This window comes from Streptomyces sp. NBC_01439, assembly GCF_036227605.1.
In the GTDB taxonomy this organism is placed as follows: domain Bacteria; phylum Actinomycetota; class Actinomycetes; order Streptomycetales; family Streptomycetaceae; genus Streptomyces.
Genome location: NZ_CP109487.1, coordinates 7184635 through 7209974, shown reverse-complemented (window position 1 = coordinate 7209974; position 25340 = coordinate 7184635). Strand labels below are relative to the sequence as shown.

Below are 25340 nucleotides of genomic sequence, written 5' to 3'. Positions count from 1 at the left end.
GTCGCCGTTCAATCCTTCGCCTCCACGATCTGGTCGAACTCGTCGGTCACGGCCGGCATGCCGTCGCCGTCCCCGCCGCTCCAGCGCACGGTGAGGGTCTGCAGCGCCTCCTCCTGATCGAGGACGACCACCTTCTCCCGGTAGAGCTCCAACAGGGCCAGGAAGCGCGCGACGACGGTGAGGGTGTCCCCGGCGTCCTCGGTGAGCTCCTGGAAGGTGGCCTCCCCGCGCGCCTTCAGCATCCGCACCACCAACCCGGCCTGCTCGCGCACGCTGACCAGGGGGGCGTGGATGTGGTCCACGTACACCTGGGGCTTGGCCCTGGGCTGCATGGCCTTCACGGCCAGCCGGGCGAACCCCTCCGGTCCGATGCTGATGACGACCTCGGGCAGCAGGTCCGCGTGGTGCGGCTCCAGACCGACCGTCCGCGGGTACCGCTTGCCCTCCGCCTCCGCGCGCCGCTCGAAGATCTCGGCGATCTGCTTGTACGCGCGGTACTGGAGGAGTCGCGCGAAGAGCAGGTCCCGGGCCTCCAGCAGGGCGAGGTCCGCCTCGTCCTCGACCTCGGCGACCGGCAGCAGCCGGGCTGCCTTCAGGTCGAGGAGGGTGGCGGCGACGACGAGGAACTCGGTGGTCTGGTCGAGGTCCCAGTCGGGCCCCATGGCGCGGATGTGCGCCATGAACTCGTCGGTGACCTTGGACAGCGCCACCTCGGTGACGTCGAGCTTGTGCCGCGAGATCAGCTGGAGCAGCAGGTCGAAGGGGCCCTCGAAGTTGGCGAGCCGCAGGGTGAACCGGCCGTCGCCGCCGGTGGGGCTCGCGGTGTCGGTGCCCTGGCCCGGATCACCGGCCGCCGCCTCGCGGGCCCGCGGGGCGTGCGGGTGCGGAGCATCAGCCGAGCCCTCGGCGTCCCGGGCTTCGGCGTCCGGGACCTCGGCTTCCCGGGCTTCGACGTCCGGGGCCGGACCGGGCTCAGGATGCTCCTGCTGCCCGTCTGCGGGCCCGGGGGAACGTTCCGGCTCGGTACCGCGCACCGCCGGCGCGGGGCTCTCAGCGGGCGCCTCAGGGGCTTCGGAGGTCTCGTGGGGGCCGTGGGCCTCGATGGTTCCGGGAACCTCGGGCGCCTCCGGGCTCTCGGGGGCTCCAGGACCTTCGCGGTCCGCTCCCGCGCCGTACGCCTCCGGTCGCCGGGACGCGTCGGGGGCGCCGGGGCCGCGCCCCAGGACGCGCCGGGTCGGTCGGCCGGATTCGGCGGGGAGGGGCATCGATGTCCAGGAGGTGCACGGGGGCGGCGGGGAGGGCCGGGCGCCGGGGCCGCGGCCACCAGCAGCCTACGGGTTCCTCCCCGCTCCCCGGCGGACCACCGCCCGACACGGCGCCGCACCGCCGGACCGGCGTTCCCCCGTCCGTACGGAGCCCCGTGCGGGCGGCTCCCGGCGACGGGGCGGAGCTCCGGAGGGGGGCGGGCCGCAGATCGTCCGGAGGCCCGGTCGCCGGGCGGACGCCCGCCGGAGCCCGGCTCCGGGAGCGCGCGCCGCGGGCCGAGCGGCGCGCAGGCGGCCCGGACGCGGCCCCGGGCGGCGGGAAGGCGGGCCGCAGGCCGAGCCAGGGCACGCGCGCGGTCCGGACGGGCCGGGGCACCGGGAGGGCGGGCCCGCAGGGCGGTCAGCGGCCGCGCAGGCGCCGTACGAGGATGCTCGCGTCGCCGCGGGACTCCAGATCGGCGAGGACGACCGCGACCGCTTCGCGGACGATGCGGCCCCGGTCCACCGCCAGCCCGTGCTCCCCGCGCAGCACCAGCCGCGCGTGTTCCAGGTCCATGAGCTCCTCGGCGGAGACGTAGACCGTGATCTTCTCGTCGTGGCGCTCGCGGCCGCTGGGGCGCCGGTTCGCGCCCCGGCCCTGCCCCTTGCCCCGGCGGCCCGCGCCGGCCGGGGCGGACCCCATGCCGCCGGCCGGTCCGGCAGAACCTTCCTGCGGTCGTCTGGGCTGCCCCACGACGGGCCCGCCGGTGTCCGCGGCCTCCCGGCCACGGCCCTCGCCCGCCGTGCCCTCGGCCGAGGTGGCCGAGTGTTCTGCGGCGGGCGTCTCCTCGACCCCGCGCCGCGGCGAGGACGACTGGAGCGCCATCCCCCCGGTCGTACGGAACAGTTCGTCGGCTCCGGGCAGACTCACTCGGCGTGACACCGGGCGAGCACCTCCCTGGCCAGCTGGCGGTAGGCGGCGGCGCCGACGGAGTTGGACGCGTACGTCGTGATCGGCTCACCGGCGACCGTGGTCTCCGGGAAGCGCACCGTACGGCCGATGACCGTGTGGTAGACGTGGTCGTCGAAGGCCTCGACGACGCGCGCCAGCACCTCGCGGCTGTGCACCGTACGGGAGTCGTACATCGTGGCGAGGATGCCGTCGAGCTCCAGCTCGGGGTTGAGCCGCTCCTGCACCTTCTCGATGGTCTCGGTCAGCAGCGCCACGCCGCGCAGCGCGAAGAACTCGCACTCCAGCGGGACGATGACCTTGTGAGCCGCCGTCAGGGCGTTCACGGTCAGCAGACCGAGCGAGGGCTGACAGTCGATCACGATGTAGTCGTAGTCGGCCAGCAGGGGCTTCAGGGCCCGCTGCAGGGTGGACTCGCGCGCGACCTCGCTGACCAACTGCACCTCGGCGGCGGACAGGTCGATGTTGCTCGGCAGCAGGTCCATGTTCGGGACCGCCGTCTTGAGCAGCACCTCGTCGGCCGACATGCCCCGCTCCATGAGCAGGTTGTAGACCGTCAGGTCGAGTTCCATCGGGTTCACGCCGAGACCCACGGACAGTGCGCCCTGCGGGTCGAAGTCGACGAGCAGCACGCGGCGCCCGTACTCGGCGAGCGCGGCACCCAGGTTGATGGTCGACGTGGTCTTGCCCACGCCGCCCTTCTGGTTGCACATCGCGATGATCTTCGCTGGACCGTGGTCGGTCAGCGGACCCGGAATCGGGAAGTACGGGAGCGGGCGTCCGGTCGGGCCGATCCGCTCACGGCGCTGACGGGCAGCGTCGGGGGCGAGGGTGGCCGCGTACTCGGGGTCCGGTTCGTACTCCGCGTCGGGGTCGTAGAAGTGCCCTTCGGGCACATTGTCGTAGTCGGCGAAACCCACGGGCTTTTCGCCGCTCAGGTCGCCGGCCCTGGAGTTCACGTCTAGGCCGTCCATGCTCTTTTGGGGCGTCGTCATGTGCTGGTGGTTTGCGAAGGTGCGTACTGCGACGGAGCCGACGGCTTCGAGCCCGGTAGGGCTCTGGCCCCGCTCAGGCATCCCTGCTCGACCACCCCCAGGAGCAAATGTCGACTCATTCACAAGTCGTCTTACCTCCTCGGACGTGACCAGGACACTTATCGATAGGTCAGCGTGGCACCATGCCGACGGTTGGCGACTCTATGGCGTGTCACCGCCCAGCGGCAACACAATCCGCCGGACCCGGCACGATGTGTCGGCAACCGAACACCGCTCTGTCAAGGGCGCACGAGCTGTCGCTGCGAAGTTTCGCGGGTGTGCGAAAGGGTTAAAGGGTTACGTTCGAGGCGAGTTGAGCGGGGGCTCGGGGCGCCGCGCAAACGCGGCCGGCCGGACCTTGCGGGCAAGGTCCGGCCGGATACGTGAGATTGACGTCAGTCGTTGACGTGTCAGCCGAGCAGCGTGCTCAGCTCGAGGGTCTCGAGGCCGTGGGCCTCGGCGACGGGACCGTAAACGACCTGGCCGTCATGGGTGTTGAGGCCCAGCGCGAGCGCGGGGTCACGACGCAGCGCCTCGACCCAGCCGAGGTTCGCGAGCTGCACGATGTAGGGCAGCGTGGCGTTCGTCAGCGCGTAGGTGGAGGTGTTCGGCACCGCGCCCGGCATGTTGGCGACGCAGTAGAAGACCGAGTTGTGGACCTGGAAGGTCGGCTCGGCGTGAGTGGTCGGACGGGAGTCCTCGAAGCAGCCGCCCTGGTCGATCGCAATGTCGACAAGGACACTTCCGGGCTTCATCTTGGCGACGAGCTCGTTGGTGACCAGCTTCGGGGCCTTCGCACCCGGGATCAGCACCGCGCCGATGACGAGGTCGGCCTCGACGACGGCCTTCTCCAGCTCGTAGGCGTTGGAGACGATCGTCTTGATCTTCGTACCGAAGATCTTGTCGGCCTCGCGGAGCTTGTTGATGTCGCGGTCCAGCAGGGTCACGTGGAAGCCCATGCCGATGGCGATCTGCGCGGCGTTCCAGCCGGAGACGCCGCCGCCGATGACGACGCACTCGCCGGCGTGGGTGCCGGGGACACCGCCCGGGAGGACGCCGCGGCCGCCGGCCGAGCGCATCAGGTGGTAGGCGCCGACCTGCGGGGCCAGCCGGCCCGCAACCTCGGACATCGGGGCGAGCAGCGGCAGCGCGCGGTTGGCGAGCTCGACCGTCTCGTACGCGATGGCGGTGGTGCCGGACTCCAGCAGGGCGTCCGTGCACTCGCGGGAGGCCGCCAGGTGCAGGTAGGTGAAGAGCGTCTGGTCCTTGCGGAGGCGGTGGTACTCCTCCGCGATGGGCTCCTTGACCTTGAGCAGCAGGTCGGCGGTGGCCCAGACCTCGTCGGCGGTGCCGAGGATCTCGGCACCGGCCGAGACGTACTCGGCGTCCGTGATCGAGGAGCCCACACCGGCGTTCTGCTCGATGAAGACCTGGTGGCCGCTGCGGACCAGCTCATGCACGCCGGCGGGCGTGATGGCGACCCGGAACTCGTTGTTCTTGACCTCGCGGGGGATGCCGACCTTCATCGTCGATCACGGTCCTTGGCTCAGGGGATATTACGGGGCACTTCCATACATACCCGCCCACAAGAACGCGCAACGGGATGCACCACGGGAAGCCGCGGTGAACCCAGTCTAATGAAGGATGAGTCGCTGTCTAGCCTTGCAAACCAATAATCTTAGTCGGAAGCACTACGGATTTCGCAGGCTGCGGGGTCATCTCCCAGCAATCTGTCGGCTGCGGAGCGGTGCAGCCTGGCAGCTGCGGGGTCCCCCAGCCTGTCCAGCGTGTCGGCCAGCCGGACCTGCAGTGCGGCCTGAAGTCGCTGGTCACCCGCCCGGCGGGCCAGCTCCACCGCCTCACGGCAGGTGTGCAGGGATTCCTCGGGCCGGCCGGCGTACTCCTGGACCCGCGCCATCTCGCTCAACGCCTTTGCCTGACCGGGCACATCGGCGAGCTTCCGGTAGCCCGCGGCGGCCGCCCGCCAGCTGCGCAGCGCGTCCCCGTACCGCCCCGCGTAGGTGTGGACGTTCCCGAGCCGCCCGTACAGCCGGGCCTCGTCCGCACGCTCGCCCCGTGCGAGGGCTTGGGAGAGCGCCCGGCCGAACCAGTCGGAGGCCCGGTGCCAGTCCGCCAGCTCCTGGTAGGCACCCCCTACGGATTCCATCGCGCGGCCCGTCGCGTACGGATCGCCCGCCGCCCGTCCGGCGTCCAGCGCGGCCCGGTAGCGCTCCAGGGCCTCCTGGGTACGGCCGGTCGAGGCGTCCAGGTCGGCCAGGTTCAGCAGCGCGGCGGCCTGCTCCCGGTGCAGGTGACGGCGCTCGGCCACGTCCAGGACCAGGCGGTGCAGCCCGTACAGCTCGGGGGCGGCCCCGGCCGTGCCCCGGTGGTCCGCCAGCGCCCGCACGAGGGCCGCGACCAGTCGGCGGGCCAGCGTGTCCAGCCCGCCGTCGGCCACGGCCAGCGAGGCGGCCGCGGTGAGCGCGGGCAGCCGGGTGTCCAGCCAGGTGGCGGCGGCCCGTCGGTCGGGGAAGCGCAGGGCGCGCGGCAGGCCGTCCAGCAGCTCGCGGAGGTCGTCGTCCACGGCGGCGTCCACCCCGGGCTCCTCGGCCTCGGCCATGGCCCGGCAGGAGTGCAGCAGCCGTACGGTGCGCTCGAACATCCGGGCCCGGGCCAGCTGGACCTCGGCGGGGCGCTCCTTGGCCTCCAGGAGCGCCTGGAGCAGCGGCGCGAGGCAGCCGGGCAACAGGAAGAGGCCGTCGCCGGCGGGGCGGACGAGGCCCAGCCCGGCGAAGTCGTCCAGGGTGGACTGGGCGGCGGCGACGGAGCAGCCGGCGAGGGCGGAGGCGGTGTGCGAGTCGACGATGCCGGCCGGCGCGAGCGGCAGCAGCCGCAGGGTCCGCTGGGCGGGCTGCGGCAGGGACTCGTAGACCAGTCGGAAGCCGCGGGCGAGCGGGCCGCCGGTGGTGGCCGGCATGTCGTGGAGCTGCTTGGCCACGTCGGCGACGGCGGCCTTGGGGTGGGCGGCGAGCCATCCGCCGACGAGGACGAGCGCGGCGGGCTGGCCCCCGCACTCCTCGGCGAGGGCCTCGGCGGCCCGGGGGTCGGCGGTGACCCGGGTGTCGCCGATGCGCTGGACGAGCAGTTCCACGGCGGAGGGGGTGTCGAGTCCGCCGAGGGTGCAGGGCCGGACGTCGGGGATCCCGGTGAGCGGCCCTTCGGCGGTGACCACGACGAGGCACTCGGGGGTGTCCGGGAGCAGGGCGTCCACCTGCTGGGGATCGGCGGCGTCGTCGACCAGGATGATCGCCCGGCGGCCTTCGAGGGCGGCGCGCAGCGCGGAGCTCAGTTCGTCCTCACCGGCCCCGGGCGGGGTGGGCCGCCCCAGTCCCTCCAGCAGGCTCCGGACGGCCCGCTCGGTGGCCACGGTGTCCCCGCCGGGGGCGGTGAGTCGGGTGCGGAGCACTCCGTCGGGGTACTCCTCGGCGACCTCGTGCACGAAGGCCTCGGCGAGGGCCGTGCGCCCGGAGCCCGGCCGCCCGGCGACCAGCAGGACCCGGGCCCGGGGCGCCTTGGCCTTGCGGCCGGAGAGGGTGTCGAGCCCGGTCCGCGCGATGTCCTCGCGCAGCTCCTTGAGCTCACGCCGCCGCCCGACGAAATCCGCCACGGATCCGCTCCTCTCCCTGCCACCGGATTGCGAGCGTAGTTCACGCAGAGCGACGACCCGGGTGGAGCGTGGCGGACAAATCCCCCGATCGGATCAGCAGATGGACCTATTTTTCACTCGCCGCTCGCGCGGTGCGCGCGGCCGGGACCGCGCGGACGTGCCCTACGCCTCGTAGGGGCGGGCCGGCCAGGGGGCGAGGGCCGGGCGCAGGGCCTCGATGCCGCCTTCGGAGGCGAGGGCCGCGGCGAGGGCCAGCACTCCGGTCACCAGCCCGGGGTTGTGCAGTTCGCCCGCCAGGACCCCGCGGACCAGGTCCGCGAGCGGAACCCGGGCGATCTCCATGTCCGCCTCCTCCTCGGAGACCTCGTACCGCTCCCCCTCGGCCTCTGCCAGATCCCGTGCGAGGAAGATCCGGACGGCCTCGTCGGATCCGCCGGGCGAGGTGAAGAAGTCGGCCAGCACCCGCCACTCGCCCGCCTTGGCGTGCGCCTCCTCGTACAGCTCCCGCTGGGCCGCGTGGAGCGGGTTCTCGCCGGGTACGTCCAGCAGCCCGGCCGGGAGCTCCCACAGCCGGTGCCGCACCGGGTGGCGGAACTGCTTGAGGACCAGCACCCGCTGTTCCTCGTCGAGGGCGAGGACGCACACCGAGCCCGGGTGCACCTGGTAGTCGCGGCGCACCACCGAGCTGTCGGGCATCCGGACCTGGTCCGAGCGGACGGACGTCTTCGCGCCCTCGAACGGGGTCCGCGAGGCGACGACCTCCCACGACTCCGGTGTGTCCACGATGTCGTTGCCCATGGCCATGGCCGATACCTTCCCCGAGAAACGCGACAGCCGGGACACGATCCGTGTCCCGGCTGCCTACGTTATGCGGTCAGGCTCTCACTTCGCGGACTGCTGCCGCTCCACGGCAGCCTTCACCAGGCCGGCGAACAGCGGGTGCGGACGCGTCGGGCGCGAGCGCAGCTCCGGGTGGGCCTGGGTGGCCACCAGGTAGGGGTGCACCTCGCGCGGGTACTCGACGTACTCGACGAGCTTGTTGTCCGGGGAGGTGCCGGAGAAGACGAGGCCCGCCTTCTTCTCCAGCTCGCCGCGGTAGGCGTTGTTGACCTCGTAGCGGTGGCGGTGGCGCTCGTCCACGTAGGCCTCGTCGCCGTAGACCTCGCGCACGATGGAGCCCTCGGCGAGCTTCGCCGGGTACATGCCCAGGCGCATGGTGCCGCCCAGGTCGCCCGCGCCCTCGACGAAGGCCAGCTGCTCCTCCATGGTCGAGATGACCGGGTGCGGGGTGGAGGCGTCGAACTCGGTGGAGTTGGCGTCCTCGATGCCCGCGAGGTTGCGCGCGGCCTCGATGACCACGCACTGCAGGCCCAGGCACAGGCCGAGCAGCGGGATCTTGTTCTCGCGGGCGTAGGTGATCGCGCCGACCTTGCCGTTGACGCCGCGGTCGCCGAAGCCGCCGGGCACGCAGATCGCGTCCACGTCGCCGAGCACCGCCGCCGCGCCGGCCGGGGTCTTGCAGTCGTCGGAGGTGACCCACTTGATCTGGACCCGGGCCTTGTTGGCGAAACCGCCGGCGCGCAGCGCCTCGGTCACCGACAGGTAGGCGTCGGGCAGGTCGATGTACTTGCCGACGAGCGCGACCTTGACCTCGTGGTCGGGGTTGTGGACCCGGTCGAGCAGGTCCTCCCACACCGTCCAGTCGACGTCGCGGAACGGCAGGTCGAGCTTGCGCACGACGTACGCGTCCAGGCCCTCGGTGTGCAGGACCTTGGGGATGTCGTAGATCGACTTGGCGTCGATCGCCGCGACCACGGCCGCCTCGTCCACGTCGCACATCAGCGAGATCTTGCGCTTGATGGAGGTGGGGACGTCACGGTCGGCGCGCAGCACGATGGCGTCGGGCTGGATGCCGATGTTGCGCAGGGCCGCGACCGAGTGCTGGGTCGGCTTGGTCTTGAGCTCACCGGAGGGGCCGATGTAGGGGAGCAGCGAGATGTGCACGACGAAGACGTTGTCGCGGCCGACCTCGTGGCGGACCTGGCGGACGGTCTCCAGGAACGGCAGCGACTCGATGTCGCCGACGGTGCCGCCGACCTCGGTGATGACGACGTCGACGTCGTCGGTCGCCATGCGGCGGATGCGGTGCTTGATCTCGTTGGTGATGTGCGGGATGACCTGCACGGTGTCACCGAGGTACTCGCCGCGGCGCTCCTTGGCGATGACCGTGTTGTAGACCTGGCCGGTGGTGACGTTGGCCGAGCCGTCGAGGTCGACGTCGAGGAAGCGCTCGTAGTGGCCGATGTCCAGGTCGGTCTCGGCGCCGTCGTTGGTGACGAACACCTCGCCGTGCTGGAACGGGTTCATGGTGCCGGGGTCGACGTTCAGGTAGGGGTCGAGCTTCTGCATCGTGACCCGCAGACCGCGCGCCTTCAGCAGCGCACCCAGGCTGGAGGCCGTCAGGCCCTTGCCGAGGGAGGAAGCGACACCCCCGGTGACGAAGATGTGCTTGGTCGTCATGGCTGTGCTGTTTCGAAAAGCAGCGGGCGGCGTCGCCAAGAGGGGGCTCCCGTGGTCGCGAGGTGAGGTGCGTCCGGCGCCGGCCACCGTCGATCCGGAAGGGTCTCAGGGGGCGCCGAAGCTGCGGTTTCGGGGCTCCTGATTCGCACAGGCAGACCACCGGTCCACGGGGTACCAGCCTATCAGCGCCCGGAGCGGTCCGCCTCCGGGCGCGCGGCGCACGCGCCCGGCCCGGGGGCGGCGAAGTGCGCCGGGGCGGTATCGCCGCTGCTCACCCGTTCGGCCCAACCGCATTCTCCACAGGCTCACGGAGATCACTAGGGTGCCGTCATATCCTGCTCGGATATTGCACACATCACCGCCGGGCAGTCCGTCAGACGGCCTAACCGAGCCGATATACGGAATCATGGGCTCACGCGGGGATCCCTGCACACAGGTGACCGCGCAACCGCGCAATGCAAGCGCCCTTCGGGGCGGACGTGGCCGTTCGACTGGAGATGCACGTGTCCGGGCGCATCGAGGATTACGCACTGATCGGGGACATGCAGACCGCAGCACTGGTCTGCCGGGACGGAGCCGTGGACTGGCTGTGCCTGCCACGCTTCGACTCGCATGCCGTGTTCGCGAGCATTCTCGGCACCGAGGATCACGGGTTCTGGCGGATCGGCCCGGCGTTCCCGGAGGGCACCGAGGCCCCGCGCGCGACCCGCCGCCGCTACCGCGGTGACTCGCTCGTGCTGGAATCGGAGTGGGACACCCCGCGCGGCAGGGTCCGCGTGATCGACTTCATGCCGCCCCGAGAGGATCACGCGCCGCAGCTGATCCGCATCGTGGAGGGCGTCAGCGGGCGCGTGCCGATGCGCTCGGCACTGCGCATGCGTTTCAGCTACGGGCGGGTCGTGCCGTGGGTGCACCGGGTCGACGGGCGCACCGTGGCCGTGGCCGGCCCCGACTCGGTCTGGCTGGACTCCGACGCGCAGACCTACGGCGAGGACCTGACCACGTACTCCGACTTCACCGTCGGCCCCGGCGACCGGAAGGCCTTCAGCATCAGCTGGCAGGCCTCGCACCGCGACGCGCCCGAAACCCCCGACGCCGAAGCGGCCCTGGAGTCGACCACCGACTTCTGGCGCGAGTGGGTCGACCAGTGCACCTACCACGGACCGTACCGGGAGGCCGTGATCCGCTCGCTGATCACCCTCAAGGCGCTCACGTACGGCCCCACGGGCGGGATCGTCGCCGCGCCCACCACCTCCCTCCCCGAGGAGATCGGCGGGGTCCGGAACTGGGACTACCGCTACACCTGGCTGCGGGACGCGGCCATCACCCTCTCCTCGCTGCTGCGCACCGGATACCGCGAGGAGGCCCGGGCCTGGCGCGAGTGGCTGCTGCGCGCGGTCGCCGGCGACCCGGAGAACCTGCAGATCATGTACGGGATCGCGGGCGAGCGGGAGCTCGGCGAGACCGAGCTGGACTGGCTGCCCGGTTACGAGAACTCCCGCCCGGTCCGCGTCGGCAACGGCGCCGCGGGCCAGCTCCAACTCGACGTGTACGGCGAGGTCACCGAGGCCCTGCACCTGGGCCACATGACCGGGCTCGCCCGCAGCGACTACGCCTCGCTGCTCCAGCTCAAGCTGATCCGCTACCTGGAGACCCACTGGGACCAGCCGGACGAGGGCATCTGGGAGGTGCGCGGCCCGCGCCGCCACTTCGTGCACTCGAAGGTGATGGCCTGGGTGGCCGTGGACCGCACGATCAAGCTGATCGAGAGCGGCGACGCGGACGGCCCGCTGGAGCGGTGGCGCGAGCTGCGCGACGAGATCCACCAGGACGTGTGCGAGAAGGGCTACGACAAGGAGCGCAACACCTTCACCCAGTCGTACGGGTCGAAGGAACTGGACGCCTCCCTGCTGCTGATTCCGCAGATGGGCTTCCTGCCGCCGGACGACAAGCGGGTCATCGGCACCATCGAGGCGATCCAGCGCGAGCTGTCCACGCCCGACGGTTTCATCCTGCGCTACCCGACGGCGGGCGAGGAGGCCGGCGTGGACGGCCTGGAGGGCGACGAGGGAGCCTTCCTGGCCTGCTCGTTCTGGATGGCCGACGACCTGGCGATGATCGGCCGGGTGGACGAGGCCCGGCGGTTGTTCGAGCGGCTGCTGTCGCTCCGCAACGACCTGGGCCTGCTCGCGGAGGAGTGGGACCCGCGGCTCCAGCGGCAGGTGGGGAACTTCCCGCAGGCCTTCAGTCACGTTCCGCTGATCGACACGGCCCTGCGGCTGACGGCCAGCGGGGCGTACGGCGGCTGATACCGGTCGACCCGCCGGGGCCGCGGACCTTCTCGCCGCGCCCCGGTGATCGTCCGCGCCTACGCTGGAAGTGTCCTATGCCCTCCCTCCGGTGGAAGGGGGCAGCCATGGCTCCCCTGTCGAAGGCGGGCGCGGCCCTGACCGCGCTCCGCGAGGATCTGTCCGGCGGGGTCTTCGCTCCGGAGGATCCGGGGTACGACGAGGCCCGGACCCTCTTCAACGCGATGATCGACCGCAGACCCGCCGTCATCGCCCAGTGCGAGAGCACGGCGGACGTGGTGACCGCGGTCCGGTTCGCGAGGGAACTGGACCTGAACATCGCCGTGCGCGGCGGCGGGCACAGCGTGGCCGGGATGTCCCTCAACGACGGCGGCCTCGTCGTGGACCTGCGCCGGATGCACGAGGTGACGGTCCATCCGGCGGCCGGGGCCGCGCACGTCGAGGGCGGGGCCACCATGAGCCACCTGGACCGGGCCTGCGAGCCCTACGGACTGGCGACGACCGGCGGCCGCGCCTCCACCACCGGCGTCGGCGGGTACGTGCTGGGCGGCGGCAGCGGCTGGTTGGACCGGAAGTTCGGCCTGGCCGTGGACAACCTGCTGGGCGTGGACCTGGTCACCGCCGAGGGCGAGGTCGTCCACGCGACCGCGGAGGAGCACCCGGAGCTGTTCTGGGGGCTGCACGGCGGCGGCGGGAACTTCGGCGTCGCCACCTCGCTGACCCTGCGGCTGTACGAACTGCCCGCCATGTCGATCGCGTTCCTGCTGTACCTGCCGGAGCGCGGGCCCGAGGTGGTCCGTACGTACCGGGACGTCATCGAGGCCGCGCCGCCCGAGGCCTCGGGCGCAGCCCTCTACCTCACCGGCCCGCCCGAAGAGTTCGTCCCGCAGCACCTGGTCGGGCGGCTGCTGGCCGGGGCGCTGCTGACGTACGCGGGCCCCGAGGACGAGATGCGGCGGCTGGCCGAACCGCTGCTGGCGATCCCCCACGAGTCGGAGATCGTCACGGCCATCCCGTACGCCGACCTCCAGTGCATGATCGACGACCCGCCGGGCATGCGGAACTACTGGTCGGCCGAGTACCTCACCGGCTGTCCCGACGCGTTCGTGGACGTCTTCTGCGCCCGCGCCGAGGCCATGCCGGTACCGACCGGCACCCAGCACCTGGTCTTCCCGCAGGGCGGCGCCGTGGCGTCCGGCCCGGCCGACTACCCGGTGCCGTACCGCGACTCGCCGTGGGCGGTGCACCCGTTCGGGATCTGGGAGGACCCGGCCGACGACGAGCGCTGCCGGCAGTGGGTCAAGGACGTCCGCGCCGACGCCCGGCCGTGGAGCACCGGCGCGGTCTACCTCAACTTCACCGGGGACGAGGGCGTGGAGCGGGTGGTCTCGGGCCTCGGCGGCGAGAACATGCAGCGGCTGGGCGCGCTCAAGCGCCAGTACGACCCCGACAACATCTTCCGCTTCAACCACAACATCCAGCCCGCCTGACGATGGAGACGGATCGGCCGGTAGCGTCCCGCGCTATGGAGAACCAGGGCGGGATCACGGTTCAGCGGGCACTGGAACTGCCCGGGCTGCGCGGCGGACTGCCGGAGGTGGTGGCCTGCGCCGACCGCCTGGGCCGGACCGTCCGCTGGGTGCACGCGGGCGAGGTGCCGAACATCGCCTCCCTGCTCAAGGGAGGTGAGCTGCTGCTGACCACGGGCTTGGGCCTCGGCACCCGGCCGGCCGAGCAGCGGGCCTTCGTCCGCCGCCTCGCGGACCGCGGGATCGCCGCGCTCGTGGTCGAACTGGGCCCGCGCTTCACCCGGCTGCCGGCGACCCTGGTGGAGACCGCGCGGTCGGCGGGGCTGCCCCTGGTCCAGCTCCACCGGGAGGTCCCCTTCGTGGCGGTCACGGAGGAGGTCCACACCGAGATCGTCAACCACCACTACGCACTGCTCCAGCGGGCCGAGGAGGTCCACCGGCGCTGTACGGAGGCGCTACTGGGCGGTGGGGGCATCCCCCAGGTCCTGCGGATCCTGGCCGACCTCACGGGGAACCCGGTGTTCTTGGAGACCCCCGACGGGCAACTCCTGTACGCGGCCGGCAGCGCGGCCGGGGACGCGGGCGCGGACCCGCTCCAGGTGTGGGAGGGCCTCCGCGGCCAGCGCGAGGCCGAACCCGCCACGAACACGGTGGTGGTCGACGTACCGGGCGGCGGCCACGGCACCGGCTCGGTCCGGGCCCGGCTCGTCCTGGTCGGCGTCTCGGCCCCGCTGCTCCCGGTGCACCGGATGGCGGCCGAACGCACGGCGGGTGTCCTGGCCGTCGTCCTGATGCAGGCGCGGCAGGAGGAGGAGCTGGCGGCGCGCGGCCGCGGCGACTTCCTGACGGACCTGGCGGAGGGCCGCATCTCGGCGGAGGACGCACCGGGACAGGCCCGGGTCCTGGGCTTCAAGCCGGGCGGCGGACCGCTGCTGCCGGTGGTGATGCGGCTGTCCTCGGACCTCGGACCGTCCGGGAACTGGGCCGTCCTGGCCCGCGCGGTGCTGGAGGAGCTGTCGTCCGTCGGGGTCCCGGTCCTGCTGGGCGTCCGCCCGGTCGAGGGCCGGGTGCCGCTGCTGGTCTCCCTGCGCGCGGAGTCGGAGCGCACGGCGGTGGCGGACCGGGTCTCGGCCGCGCTCCGGGCGGGCGTCGAACGGGCGGGCCTGGACCGGGCCGACGCGCCGCCGGCCGTGGTCGTCGGCGTGGCGGGTGGCTGGGCCGCGGCCTCGGCGGGCCTGCGCCACGCCGCGGAGACCGCGACGGCGGCCCACGGCCTACCGGCACGCCCCTGGTACGACGCGCGCCGCCTGGACATCGACCTGCTGCTGTGGCGGCTGCGCGAACATCCCGACCTGGCCGCCTTCGTGGACCGGGCGATCGGACCGCTCCGCACGCACGACACGACGTCGCGCCCGCCGCTCCTGCCCACCTTGGAGACGTACCTGGCCCACGCGGGCCGCAAGGCGGAGACGGCGCGCGAGCTCCATCTGAACCGGCAGACGCTGTACAACCGGTTGGCCCGCATCTCGGAACTCCTGGGCACCGACCTGGACGACCCCGAGACGGTCCTCTCCCTGAGCCTGGCCCTCCGCGCCCGCCGCCACACCCCTTCCGCTTCTTGACGCCGTCCTCGCACCGCTCGGCGCTAGCGCGCCTCCCGGGCTTCGTACCCCTACCTGCCCTTCCACCGTTCCCCGGGCTCTGCCCGAACCCGCGCCTCAATCGCCGGCGGGGCTCAAGTTGAGCCCCGCCGGCGATCGAGGCGCGGGGGTGCGGGGGCGGAGCCCCCGAAACGGCGCGCCGCCCGGACCACCGCTACCCCGCCGGGAGGCTAGCGGCGGGTACGTTCCATCAGTTCGTCGTAGACGGACAGGACCTGTGCGACGGTGTCGTCCTCCGACGGCCACGTCGCGGCCTGGACGCGCCCCGCGGCCGCCAGCGCGGCCCGGCGGTCCGGGTCGGCCAGCAGGCCGGTCACGGCCGAGGCGAGGGCCCCCGCCTCCCCCGGCGGGACCAGTACCGCACCGTCGCCCACCAACTCCGGGACACCGCCCACCGCCGTGGCCACCAGCGGCACGCCCACCCGCAGCGCCTCCTGCGCCAGCAGTGCCCGCGCCTCCCAGCGGCTCGGCAGGACCGCCAGGTCCGCCGCCGCCAGCAGCTGCGCCGCGTCCCGGCGGCGCCCCAACAGCCGTACCGGAAGCCCCTCCGCCTCGATCCGCCGGGCGAGCTCAGCCCGGAGCGGCCCCTCCCCCGCGATCACCAGCAGCGGCGCCGGGTCCAGGCCGCGCCACTCCCGTGCCGCATCGAGCAGTACGGAGTACCCGCGGTGCGGCACCAGGCTGCCGACGGCGATCAGCAGCGGCCGTTCCACCACGCCCAGTTCCGCCCGCACCTTGCCGGGGTCGGCCGCCGCCTCTGCACCCGCCGTGCCCACCGGCAGGGCCACCGGGGCCAACCGCGCGTCCCTGGCGCCCCGCAGCCGCGCGGCGTCCACCTGGTCCGAGGAGGCCCCGAGCACCACCGCCGCGGCCCGCGCCACGTGCCGTTCCAGCATCCGGCCCAGCCGCCCGAGCGCACCGGCCGCCGTGGGGCCATCGCCGTGCCAGCTCACCACCAGCGGCACCCGGCGCCCCCGTATGGCCAGGGCGGCGCGCATTCCGGCGCGCACGCCGTGCGCGTGCACGAGGTCCGCCCCGGCACATGCGGCCCGCAGCACGCTGACCGCGTCGGGCGCGAACTGCGCCCCGGCGCCGGTGAAGTCGTACTCCCCCTCCGCCTGGACGGGCGCGCACACCGTGACCCGTACCCCGCGCGCGGCGAGGCCGGTCGCGAGCGAGCGTACGTGCGCGCTGCTGCTCGCGCCCGCACCGCTGCCGAGTACTTGCACGGTGCGCAGCGGCGGCCGGCCGTAGGGCTGGGCCGGGAGAGAGGTGGAGACCGGGGAGCTGCTCACGGGCCGAAGCTCCAGGGTGAGGGAGTGAGAGACGTCGCCAAGAATGCCAGTCCGCACGCGCGTTCCGGGACCATACGGGTACGGATCCCGTACGAGATGGTGCAGGACGCCCTCGAGCCTCACCCACACGGGCTATCTCCGGGCCTGCGCGGGCGCGCCGGAGGCCCGGAACGCGGTGCGTTCCGGGCCTGCGCCGGGGTACCTCACGCGTCCGCGCGCGCCGCCGCCAGCAGTTCCTCGGCGTGCGCCCGCGCCGAGACCGAGTCCTCGTGGCCGGCGAGCATGCGCGACAGCTCGCGAATCCGGTCCTCGCCCTCCAGGACGGTGACCCCGCTCCGGGTGACCGATCCGTCATTGGTCTTCTCGACGAGCAGCTGCCGGTCCGCGAAGGCCGCCACCTGCGGCAGGTGCGTGACGACCACGACCTGCGCCGACTTGGCCAGCTTGGCCAGCCGCCGGCCGACCTCGACCGCCGCCTTGCCGCCGACGCCCGCGTCGACCTCGTCGAAGAGGTAGGTGGGCACCGGGTCGGAGCCCGCGAAGACGACCTCGACGGCCAGCATCACCCGGGACAGCTCACCGCCCGAGGCGCCCTTGGCGATCGGCCGCGGCTGGGCACCGGGGTGCGGGGCCAGCAGCAGCTCCACCTCGTCCGCGCCCGAGGGGCCGTAGGCGACCGGGCGGCCGTCCACGTCCACTCCGTCGGAATCCTCGGCCTGCCGGACGTCGATGGTCACGCGGGCGTGCGGCATCGCCAGCGAGGCCAGCTCCGCCGTCACCGCGGAGGCGAAACGGGTCGCGGCCTCCACCCGGGCGTCCGTCAACGCCTGTGCCAGCAGCGACAGTTCGCCGCGCAGTCCGTCGCGTTCGGCGGTCAGCTCGGTGATCCGCTCGTCGTCGCCGTCCAGTTCCAGCAGCCGTGCCGCGCTCTGTTCGGCCCACTCCAGCACGGCGTCCACGGTGCCCGCGGAGCCGTACTTGCGGGTGAGCTGGGTCAGGGCGGCCCGCCGCTCCTCCACCGCGGCCAGCCGCAGCGGATCGGCGTCCAGGTCGTCAGCGTAGCCCGCCAGTTCCCCGGCCACGTCGGACAGCAGGATGCCGAGCTCCCCGATCCGTTCGGCGAGCGCGCCGAGGGCCGGGTCGTGGGAGCGTACGGATTCCAGCGCCCGGTGGGCGCCCGCGACGAGCATGTTCGCGTCGATGGCCTCCGGGTCCTCCGGGTTGCCCGCGAGCGCGGCGTGGGCCAGCTGCGCCGCCGAGGCCAGTGATTCGGCATGCCCGAGCCGCTCCGCCTCGGCCGCGAGTTCGACGTCCTCGCCGGCCACCGGTTCCACGGCCGCGATCTCGTCCAGTCCGAAGCGCAGCAGGTCCGCCTCCTGGGCCCGTTCCCGGGCCCGGGTGGTGATCTCCTCCAGCTCGACGGCGACGGCACGGAACCTGCGGTAGGCCGAGCCGTACTTCTCCAGCGGGACGGCGACGGCGTCCCCGGCGTACCGGTCGAGGGCCTGCCGCTGCCGCGCCGGGCGCAGCAGCCCCTGCTGGTCGGTCTGCCCGTGTACGGCGACCAGGTCGTCGGCGAGCTCGCCGAGCAGACCGACGGGCACGGAGCGGCCGCCGACGTGGGCGCGCGAGCGTCCCTCGGCGGACACGGTCCGACTGATCAGCAGGGCGCCGTCGTCGAGCTCGGCCCCGGCCTCCTCGGCGCGTACGGCGGCGGGGGCGTCGGGGCGCATGACGATGCGACCCTCGACCACCGCGGCCTTGGCCCCGATCCGTACCAGGGCCGGGTCGGCGCGACCGCCGAGCAGCAGCCCGAGGCTGGTGACGACCATCGTCTTGCCCGCGCCGGTCTCGCCGGTCACCGCGGTGAATCCGGGCGACAGCTCGACCACCGCGTCGTCGATGACCCCGAGCGACCGTATCCGCATCTCCTCAAGCACGGGACGACGATACCGAGGTTTCATGGGTGCCATGTGACGTCACCCGCCCCGAATTCTCCGAACGCGTGTGCTATTAATGCTCTCCCGGCCGAACTCCCCATCGTGCTACGGGGATAGGCGCCCGGAACCGTTTCGGACTCGATTCGACTCGCCGCCGTCCAGCACCTCCACGACACGCACGTGCGGGTGTGCGACCGCTTCGGCGGCTGCGCCGCGGGGGAGCGAGAGAGCGGGGCCCGCAGCCCTGCGGCTCGCCCGCCGGGGGCTCCGGTGCCTCACCCCTTCCGGCACGGCCCGACCGACGGCGGTTCGCCCGTCCGAAGGACGGCGGAACCGCGCCACCACCGGGGCGCCCGGTCCCCCGCCACCCGTCCCCACCCTGCGTCCGGACGCCCCGGACCGCCGAGGGGGTGGATCACATCAGTGCGGCGCGCCGCGCCACCCCGACACCGGCAGCGCGAACTTGGCGACGAGCCGGTCCGTGAAGGACGCGTGGTGCAGTCGGGCGAGCCGTACCGGCACCGCACCGCGCCGCACCTCGACCCGCGCCCCGGCCGGCAGCTCCAGCGTGCGCCGCCCGTCGCACCACAGCACGCCGTGCGGGGTGCCGTTCTGCACCTCCACCGCCAGCACCGAGGTCGGCGAGGTCACCAGCGGCTTCGCGAACAGCGCGTGCGCGCTGATCGGCACCAGCAGCAGCGCCTCCACCTCCGGCCAGACCACCGGCCCGCCCGCGGAGAAGGCGTAGGCCGTGGAGCCCGTCGGAGTCGCGCAGACGATCCCGTCGCAGCCGAAACCGGTCACCGGGCGCCCGTCGATCTCCAGGACCACCTCCAGCATCCGCTCCGGGGACACCTTCTGGACCGCGGCCTCGTTCAGCGCCCAGTCCCGGTGGACCACATCTCCGTTCGTCCGCACGATCACGTCGAGCGTCATCCGCTCCTCGACCTCGTACGAGCGCGTCACCACCCGGTCCACGACCTTGTCCAGGTCGTCGCGCTCGGCCTCGGCGAGGAACCCCACCCGGCCCAGGTTGACGCCCAACATCGGCACCCCCGAGGCGCGGGCGAACTCCGCGCCCCGCAACAGGGTGCCGTCCCCGCCGAGGACGATAAGCAGCTCACACCCGTCGAGCACCCCCGGGGTGGACTCGGTGACCAGCTCCACCTCGGGGGGCAGCGGCAGGTCCACCGCCTCGTGCTCCATGACGCGTACGCCCAGTCCGCACCTCAGCAGACCCTGTACGACCAGCTCGGCGCTGCGGATGGCCGCAGGCCGCCCGGTGTGCGCGAGCAGGAAGACCGTCCGCCCTTCCCCCGAAACACGTGAACCCGCTGTACCTGCTGTACCCGCTGTACCTGTCACTGCGGCCCCTCCGCTACTGCACGGTCAACATCCTCCGGGTCGAGTGCCGGTGCCCCCGCCCGCAGCCACAGAAAGTACTCGACGTTCCCCGAAGGCCCCGGCAGCGGACTCGCCGTCACCCCGAGAACGCCCAGACCCAGCTTCGCGGCCTGCGCCGCGACCTCGCGCACGGCCTCGGCCCGCAACTCCGGGCTGCGCACCACGCCGCCACTGCCCAGCCGGTCCTTGCCGACCTCGAACTGCGGCTTGACCATCAGCACCAGGTCCGCGTCCGGCGCGCAGCAGCGCACCAGCGCCGGCAGCACCAGACCGATGGAAATGAACGACAGATCACCGACGACCAGGTCGACCGGAACCCCGTCGAGCTGCTCCACCGTCAGCTCGCGCACGTTCGTGCGGTCCTTGACCGTGACCCGGTCGTCGCTCTGCAGCGACCAGGCCAGTTGCCCGTAGCCGACGTCCACGGCCATCACGTGGGCCACGCCCGAGCGCAGCAGCACGTCCGTGAACCCGCCGGTGGAGGCGCCGGCGTCCAGCGCGCGGCGGCCCTCGACGGCCAGCCCCTGCGGCTGGAAGGCCGCCAGCGCGCCGGCCAGCTTGTGGCCGCCGCGCGAGACGTAGTCGGGGTCTGCGTCGTCCTTGAGGACCACCAGGGCCGCGCTGGTCTCGACCTGGGTGGCCGCCTTGGTCGCGGTGGTGCCGCCCACGGTCACCCGGCCCGCGGCGATCAGCTGTGCGGCGTGCTCGCGCGAGCGGGCCATGCTGCGGCGTACCAGTTCGGCGTCCAGGCGGCGGCGTGCCACTCCTGCCACGTTCGGTTCAGCTCCTGTTTTCGTACGGTCCGGGGACGGGCGGTGCGTCCAGCGCGGTCAGCGCGTCGCGCAGCCCCCGGTGGACATCCTCGTACACCTCGACGTGTCCGTGCTCCTCGAGGTGGTCCGCGTCCGCCAACCGCGCCAGGTGCGCGTCCACGCCGGCGTGGCCGGTGAGCGTGCGCTCGATGCCCAGCGCCACGGGCCCGGTGGGCTCTGCGGGCTCCACGGGCCCTGCCGGCTCTGCGGAGGCATCGACCCGGGGGTCGGCGGCTTCGTCGGTCATGCCCCGACGCTACCTCGAAGCGCCCCGCGACCACGCATGGCTCTGCGGTACGGTCGTGATCACGATGGCTACGATCCAGGAGTGCCGCGAAGCACTCGACAACCTCTCCGGCAACCTCGCACGGGCCGACGGCGGCGTGCGCAGCGCGGCCGCGTTCGACCGCTCCCTGAGCTGCCACATCACCGACCTCGACCAGACGTTCACGGGCCGCCTCGACGCGGGCCGGATCCGGGTGGACGCGGTCGCCCCGGGCCCGCCCGCGGCGAAGGCCGAGATCAGGCTCGCGATGACCGGCGACGACCTCGTGGCCCTGGTCGCGGGCGAGCTGAAGTTCGCGAAGGCCTGGGCCTCCGGCCGGGTCCGTCTGGAAGCCGGCTTCCGCGACCTACTCCGCCTCAAGAGCATGCTCTAGCCAAGCCCCGCCCCGACCCCTTCCAGCCTCGTCGACCCCTTCCAGCCTCCCCGGCACCCCCAAGCCCCGCCGGCGTTCGAGGCGCGGGAGTCCGGGGGCGGCGCCCCCGGCAACCGGCCCGCACCGAAACCGCCTGCCCGGCCGGAGGCTACTCCGCCCGGGCCACCACACGGGCCTTGCGCGCCGCCGGGACCACCAGCGGCGTCCCCGTCTCCGGATCCGGAATCACCTGGCAGCGCAGCCCGAACACCTTCTCCACGAGCTCCGCCGTCACCACCTCGGCCGGCGGCCCCTCCGCGACGACCTTCCCGCCCCGCATCGCGATCAGGTGCGTGGCGTACCGGGCCGCGTGGTTCAGGTCGTGCAGCACCGCCACCAGCGTCCGCCCCTGCGTCTCGTGCAGCTCCGCGCACAGGTCCAGCACGTCGATCTGGTGCTGGATGTCCAGGTACGTCGTCGGCTCGTCGAGCAGCAGCAACGGCGTCTGCTGGGCCAGCGCCATCGCGATCCACACGCGCTGCCGCTGCCCGCCCGACAACTCGTCCACGGCCCGGTCCGCGAGCTCGGCGACCCCGGTCGAGGCCATCGACTCGTTCACGACCCGCTCGTCCTCGGCCGACCACTGCCGCAACAGCCCCTGGTGCGGGTACCGGCCGCGCGAGACCAGGTCGGCCACCGTGATGCCGTCGGGCGCGATCGAGGACTGCGGGAGCAGGCCCAGGGTCTTGGCGACCTTCTTCGCGGGCATCGACCCGATGGCCTGCCCGTCCAGCAGCACCCGCCCGGTGGACGGCTTCAACATCCGCGACAGGGCCCGCAGCAGCGTGGACTTGCCGCAGGCGTTGGGGCCGACGATCACCGTGAAGGAGTTGTCGGGGATCTCCACCGACAGGTTCTCGGCGATGACCCGCTGGTCGTAGCCGAGGGTCACGTTCTCCGCGGTCAGCCGCTGCACTTGGGTACTCCTCATCAGGTTCATATACGTCCCGCCTTGCGCTCGGTGACGAGCAGCCAGAGCAGGTAGACACCGCCGACGAGGCCGGTCACCACGCCCACCGGCAGCTGGTCGGAGCCGAAGGCCCGCTGCGAGGCCCAGTCGGACACCATCAGCAGCACCGAGCCCATCAGGGCGGCGTTCACCAGGTTCCCGCCGGGCGAACGGGTCAGCCGCCGGGCCAGCTGCGGCGCGGCCAGCGCGATGAAGCTGATCGGGCCGGCCGCGGCGCTCGCCGCGGTGGTGAGCAGGACCGCCGCGAGCATCAGCAGCATCCGCGTCCGCTCCACCCGCACGCCGAGCGCGTACGCGGCGTCGTCGCCCATCTCCATCATCCGCAGGGCCCGGCCCCGCCCGAGGACCAGTGGGAAGAGCACCGCGCACACCGCGAGCAGCGGCCACACCTGCGCCCAGTCCCGGCCGGCCAGCGAGCCGGTCAGCCAGACCATGGCGCGGGTGGCCTCGATCAGCTGGGCCTTCGTGATCAGGTACTGGATCACGGCGATCAGGATGGCGGAGGCGCCGATGCCGACCAGCACCAGCCGGTAGCCCTGGATGCCCTGCTTGTACGCGAGCAGGTAGACGAGGACTCCGGCCAGCAGACCGCCGACCAGCGCGCCGACGGCGACCTCGGTGGCGCCGCCCTTGAACAGGACGATGACGACGAGCGCGCCGACCGCCGAGCCGTAGCCGAAGCCGAGCATGTCCGGGGAGCCCAGCGGGTTGCGGGAGACGGACTGGAAGACGGCTCCGGAGATGCCGAGCGCCGCGCCGACGAGCAGCGCGACCAGGGCCCGCGGCAGCCGCAGGTCGTTGACGATGAAGTCGGTGGCCGGGGTGCCGTTGCCGAGCAGGGTCTGTACGACGTCCCACGGCGCGATCTCGAAGTCGCCGGTGCCGATGAGCAAGACGGCCATCGCGAACGCCACGAAGGTCAGCAGCACGCCCACGGTGAGGGCGCGCCGCTCGACGCGCAACGAGAGCCCGCCGGGCAGGCGCAGCGGACGGGGGCCGGACCGACGGCCCTTTCGGGGGGCATCGGTCGCGGTCACGGTCGTGGGCGCGGTCGCGGTCACAGCTGGGCCATCCTCTTGCGCCGAACCAGGTAGATGAAGACCGGGCCGCCGATGAGCGCGGTCACGATGCCGACCTGCAGTTCGGCGGGCCGGGTGACGACGCGGCCGATGATGTCGGAGCCGAGCAGCAGGGCCGGCGACAGGACGGCCGAGTACGCGAGCACCCAGCGCATGTCGGGGCCGGTGAAGGCCCGGACGAGGTGCGGGACCATCAGCCCGATGAACACGATGGGACCGCAGGCGGCGGTCGCCGCACCGCACAGCAGGGTGATGGCGACCATGGCGCCGATCCGGGTCCGCGTGAGGTGGGCGCCGAGCGCCCGCGCCGTGTCGTCGCCCATCGCCATCGCGTTGAGCGGCCGGCCCAGCACCAGCGCCAGCACCGCGCCGACGAGCAGGAAGGGGGCCACCTGCCGGACGGTGTCCATGTTGGCCGAAGCCAGCGAACCCACCGTCCAGAAGCGCAGCTTGTCCAGTGCCTTGCTGTCCATCAGCTGCACGGCGTTGATGTAGCCGACGAGCGCCGCGCTGGCCGCCGTACCAGCGAGCGCGAGGCGCACCGGGGTCGCGCTGCGACTGCCACCGAGCACGTACACGAGGACCGAGACGAAGGCGGCTCCGAGGAAGGCCCACCACACGAACTCGTTCAGTGAACTCGCGCCGAAGAAGCTGATCGCGGAGACCACGGCGGCCGCGGCACCCGCGTTGACGCCGAGGATGCCCGGCTCGGCCAGCGGGTTGCGGGTCAACGCCTGCATCACGGCACCGGACAGACCGAGCCCGAGCCCGACCAGCAGCCCGAGCAGGGTGCGCGGGATCCGCAGGTCCCGCACGACCACGTCGGAGGGCGTACCCGCGTAGGCGAACAGGCCGTGCCAGACCTCGTCCAGGGTCATCTGCTTGGCGCCCACGGCGATGCTCACGACGGCGATCAGTGCCAGCACCGCGAGAGCGGCGAGCAGACCGGCGGCGCGCACGGCGTGGCGCGGGCGGGCTACGGAGGCAGCGGCGCCCTCGTCGGGCGCCGCGCTCCGTTCGGGTTCAGGGGGACTCTCGACCAACACGCAGGTTAGGCTAACCTACCTTCCGCACGGGCGGATCCCCCGGACCGCCCTTAAAGACCCAGCCTGGCCAGCGCCTTCGCCGCATCGAGCGTGCAGACTCCGTCCCCGGCCACCGTCCAGGCCGCCGCACACAGCGCCCGCAGCCCGTCGAGCGGATCCCCTGCCTCCCCGACTTCTCCGGCCTCCTCGCCCGCTCCGGCTTCTCCGGCCTCGCGCAGCTCCAGCACGCCGCCGTTCGTCGCGACCGCCGTCCAGCCGCCGCAGCGGAACCCCTCCGCGAACGGTTCCACCTCCGGCTGCCCGGCCAACAACCCCCGCAGATCCCGGTCCACGTAGGTCGGACGGTGCCTGGGCTCGGCACGCAGCAGCTGTTCCGCGTCGGTGACCCCGGTCAGCACCAGCAGCGAGTCCACTTCCCCGTTGAAGGCACCCTCGATGTCGGTGTCCAGCCGGTCCCCCACCACCAGCGGCCGCCGTGCCCCGGTGCGCAGCACCGTCTCCCGGTGCATCGGGGGCAGCGGTTTGCCCGCCACCTGCGGCTCCGCGCCCGTGGCGATCCGTACGACCTCCACGGCAGCCCCGTTGCCCGGCGCGATCCCGCGCGCACCCGGAATCGTCAGGTCGGTGTTCGACGCGAACCACGGCACCCCGCGGTTGATCGCGTACGAGGCCTCGGCGAACCGCCCCCACGGCAGGTCGGGACCCCCGTACCCCTGGACGACCGCCGCGAGCCCCTCCTCCTCGGCCGACTCCACCGGCACCAGACCCCGCTCGCGCAGCGCGACCCGCAGCCCGTCCCCGCCGATCACCAACACCTTCGACCCCGGCTCCACCTGCTCGGCGATCAGCCGGGCCACCGCCTGCGCCGAGGTGATCACCTCGGCGGCCTCCGTCGGAATGCCCAGCTCGCCCAGGTGCTCCGCGACCGCGTCCGGCGTCCGCAGCGCGTTGTTCGTGACGTACGCGAGGTGCATCCCGTCCGCCCGGGCCGTCGCGAGGGACTCCACCGCGTGCGCGATGGCCCTGCCGCCCGCGTACACCACCCCGTCCAGATCCAGCAGGGCGGTGTCGTACGCCTGGTGCAGACTCTGCTCACTCGCCGCGGGACTGGTCCTGCTCTGCCGGGTCATCCTGTCCGCTCCTCCTGGGGCCACTCCCAGCA

20 protein-coding genes are annotated in these 25340 nt (G+C 72.9%); 4 read left to right on the top strand and 16 right to left on the bottom strand.

Features of this window, described 5'->3' with window-relative positions; genetic code table 11:
* Positions 1-8: 8 nt before the first annotated feature.
* From OG207_RS32805 to OG207_RS32775, 7 genes are all read right to left on the bottom strand, one after another.
* Positions 9-1265 (bottom strand): segregation and condensation protein A, encoded by a 1257-nt coding sequence (locus OG207_RS32805; protein ID WP_329103524.1) that lies wholly within the window; start codon positions 1263-1265, stop codon positions 9-11.
* Positions 1266-1665: 400 nt separating this feature from the next.
* Positions 1666-2187, bottom strand: coding sequence for a hypothetical protein (locus tag OG207_RS32800; RefSeq protein ID WP_329103522.1), 522 nt, complete (start codon positions 2185-2187; stop codon positions 1666-1668).
* Positions 2172-3290 (bottom strand): ParA family protein, encoded by a 1119-nt coding sequence (locus OG207_RS32795; protein ID WP_329103520.1) that lies wholly within the window; start codon positions 3288-3290, stop codon positions 2172-2174. Before OG207_RS32795 ends, OG207_RS32800 begins: the two co-directional genes overlap by 16 nt.
* A gap of 368 nt (positions 3291-3658) precedes the next feature.
* Positions 3659-4774 (bottom strand): alanine dehydrogenase, encoded by a 1116-nt coding sequence (gene ald, locus OG207_RS32790; protein ID WP_329103518.1) that lies wholly within the window; start codon positions 4772-4774, stop codon positions 3659-3661.
* Between the two features lie 152 nt (positions 4775-4926).
* Positions 4927-6915, bottom strand: a complete 1989-nt coding sequence (locus tag OG207_RS32785) for a tetratricopeptide repeat protein (RefSeq protein ID WP_329103516.1) — start codon at positions 6913-6915, stop codon at positions 4927-4929.
* A 162-nt stretch (positions 6916-7077) separates the two neighbouring features.
* A complete protein-coding gene (locus tag OG207_RS32780; RefSeq protein ID WP_329108075.1) occupies positions 7078-7713 on the bottom strand; it encodes an NUDIX hydrolase in 636 nt (211 codons plus the stop codon).
* 84 nt (positions 7714-7797) lie between these two features.
* The gene (locus tag OG207_RS32775; RefSeq protein WP_327386190.1) at positions 7798-9435 is read right to left on the bottom strand and encodes a CTP synthase; all 1638 of its coding nucleotides are present in this window, start codon (positions 9433-9435) and stop codon (positions 7798-7800) included.
* 497 nt (positions 9436-9932) lie between these two features.
* Here OG207_RS32775 and OG207_RS32770 point away from each other — a divergent pair, with 497 nt between their 5' ends.
* The 3 genes from OG207_RS32770 to OG207_RS32760 all read left to right on the top strand — a co-directional run bounded on the left by OG207_RS32770 (position 9933) and on the right by OG207_RS32760 (position 14895).
* Positions 9933-11744 carry a glycoside hydrolase family 15 protein gene (locus OG207_RS32770; protein WP_329108073.1) on the top strand — a complete coding sequence of 604 codons (1812 nt, stop codon included), beginning with the start codon at positions 9933-9935 and terminating at the stop codon, positions 11742-11744.
* A gap of 107 nt (positions 11745-11851) precedes the next feature.
* Positions 11852-13234 carry an FAD-binding oxidoreductase gene (locus OG207_RS32765; protein WP_329103514.1) on the top strand — a complete coding sequence of 461 codons (1383 nt, stop codon included), beginning with the start codon at positions 11852-11854 and terminating at the stop codon, positions 13232-13234.
* Between the two features lie 35 nt (positions 13235-13269).
* Positions 13270-14895, top strand: a complete 1626-nt coding sequence (locus tag OG207_RS32760; protein ID WP_329103512.1) for a PucR family transcriptional regulator — start codon at positions 13270-13272, stop codon at positions 14893-14895.
* Positions 14896-15104: 209 nt separating this feature from the next.
* Here the strand turns inward: OG207_RS32760 and OG207_RS32755 are convergent, their stop codons facing one another.
* From OG207_RS32755 to OG207_RS32735, 5 genes are all read right to left on the bottom strand, one after another.
* Positions 15105-16229 carry a glycosyltransferase family 4 protein gene (locus tag OG207_RS32755; RefSeq protein WP_329103510.1) on the bottom strand — a complete coding sequence of 375 codons (1125 nt, stop codon included), beginning with the start codon at positions 16227-16229 and terminating at the stop codon, positions 15105-15107.
* Between the two features lie 203 nt (positions 16230-16432).
* Positions 16433-18157, bottom strand: a complete 1725-nt coding sequence (gene recN / locus OG207_RS32750) for a DNA repair protein RecN (protein ID WP_329108070.1) — start codon at positions 18155-18157, stop codon at positions 16433-16435.
* Positions 18158-18589: 432 nt separating this feature from the next.
* Positions 18590-19534 carry an NAD kinase gene (locus OG207_RS32745; protein WP_329103509.1) on the bottom strand — a complete coding sequence of 315 codons (945 nt, stop codon included), beginning with the start codon at positions 19532-19534 and terminating at the stop codon, positions 18590-18592.
* Complete coding sequence (locus OG207_RS32740; protein ID WP_329103507.1) at positions 19531-20346, bottom strand: TlyA family RNA methyltransferase; 816 nt, start codon at positions 20344-20346, stop codon at positions 19531-19533. The genes OG207_RS32745 and OG207_RS32740 overlap by 4 nt, the downstream gene beginning before the upstream one ends.
* Positions 20347-20353: 7 nt before the next feature.
* Entirely contained in the window at positions 20354-20632 is a 279-nt protein-coding gene (locus tag OG207_RS32735) for a hypothetical protein (RefSeq protein ID WP_329103506.1), read from the bottom strand.
* 64 nt (positions 20633-20696) lie between these two features.
* Here OG207_RS32735 and OG207_RS32730 point away from each other — a divergent pair, with 64 nt between their 5' ends.
* The gene (locus tag OG207_RS32730) at positions 20697-21044 is read left to right on the top strand and encodes an SCP2 sterol-binding domain-containing protein (RefSeq protein ID WP_329103504.1); all 348 of its coding nucleotides are present in this window, start codon (positions 20697-20699) and stop codon (positions 21042-21044) included.
* Positions 21045-21192: 148 nt separating this feature from the next.
* Here OG207_RS32730 and OG207_RS32725 read toward each other — a convergent pair whose 3' ends face one another.
* Genes OG207_RS32725 through OG207_RS32710 form a run of 4 tightly spaced genes read right to left on the bottom strand, consistent with a single transcriptional unit; the run spans position 21193 to position 25308 of the window.
* Positions 21193-22014 carry an ABC transporter ATP-binding protein gene (locus OG207_RS32725; protein ID WP_329103502.1) on the bottom strand — a complete coding sequence of 274 codons (822 nt, stop codon included), beginning with the start codon at positions 22012-22014 and terminating at the stop codon, positions 21193-21195.
* 5 nt (positions 22015-22019) lie between these two features.
* The gene (locus tag OG207_RS32720) at positions 22020-23114 is read right to left on the bottom strand and encodes a FecCD family ABC transporter permease (protein WP_402697206.1); all 1095 of its coding nucleotides are present in this window, start codon (positions 23112-23114) and stop codon (positions 22020-22022) included.
* Positions 23111-24178 carry a FecCD family ABC transporter permease gene (locus OG207_RS32715; RefSeq protein ID WP_329103499.1) on the bottom strand — a complete coding sequence of 356 codons (1068 nt, stop codon included), beginning with the start codon at positions 24176-24178 and terminating at the stop codon, positions 23111-23113. Before OG207_RS32715 ends, OG207_RS32720 begins: the two co-directional genes overlap by 4 nt.
* Before the next feature lie 50 nt (positions 24179-24228).
* Positions 24229-25308, bottom strand: a complete 1080-nt coding sequence (locus OG207_RS32710; RefSeq protein WP_329103497.1) for an HAD-IIA family hydrolase — start codon at positions 25306-25308, stop codon at positions 24229-24231.
* Positions 25309-25340: the final 32 nt, after the last annotated feature.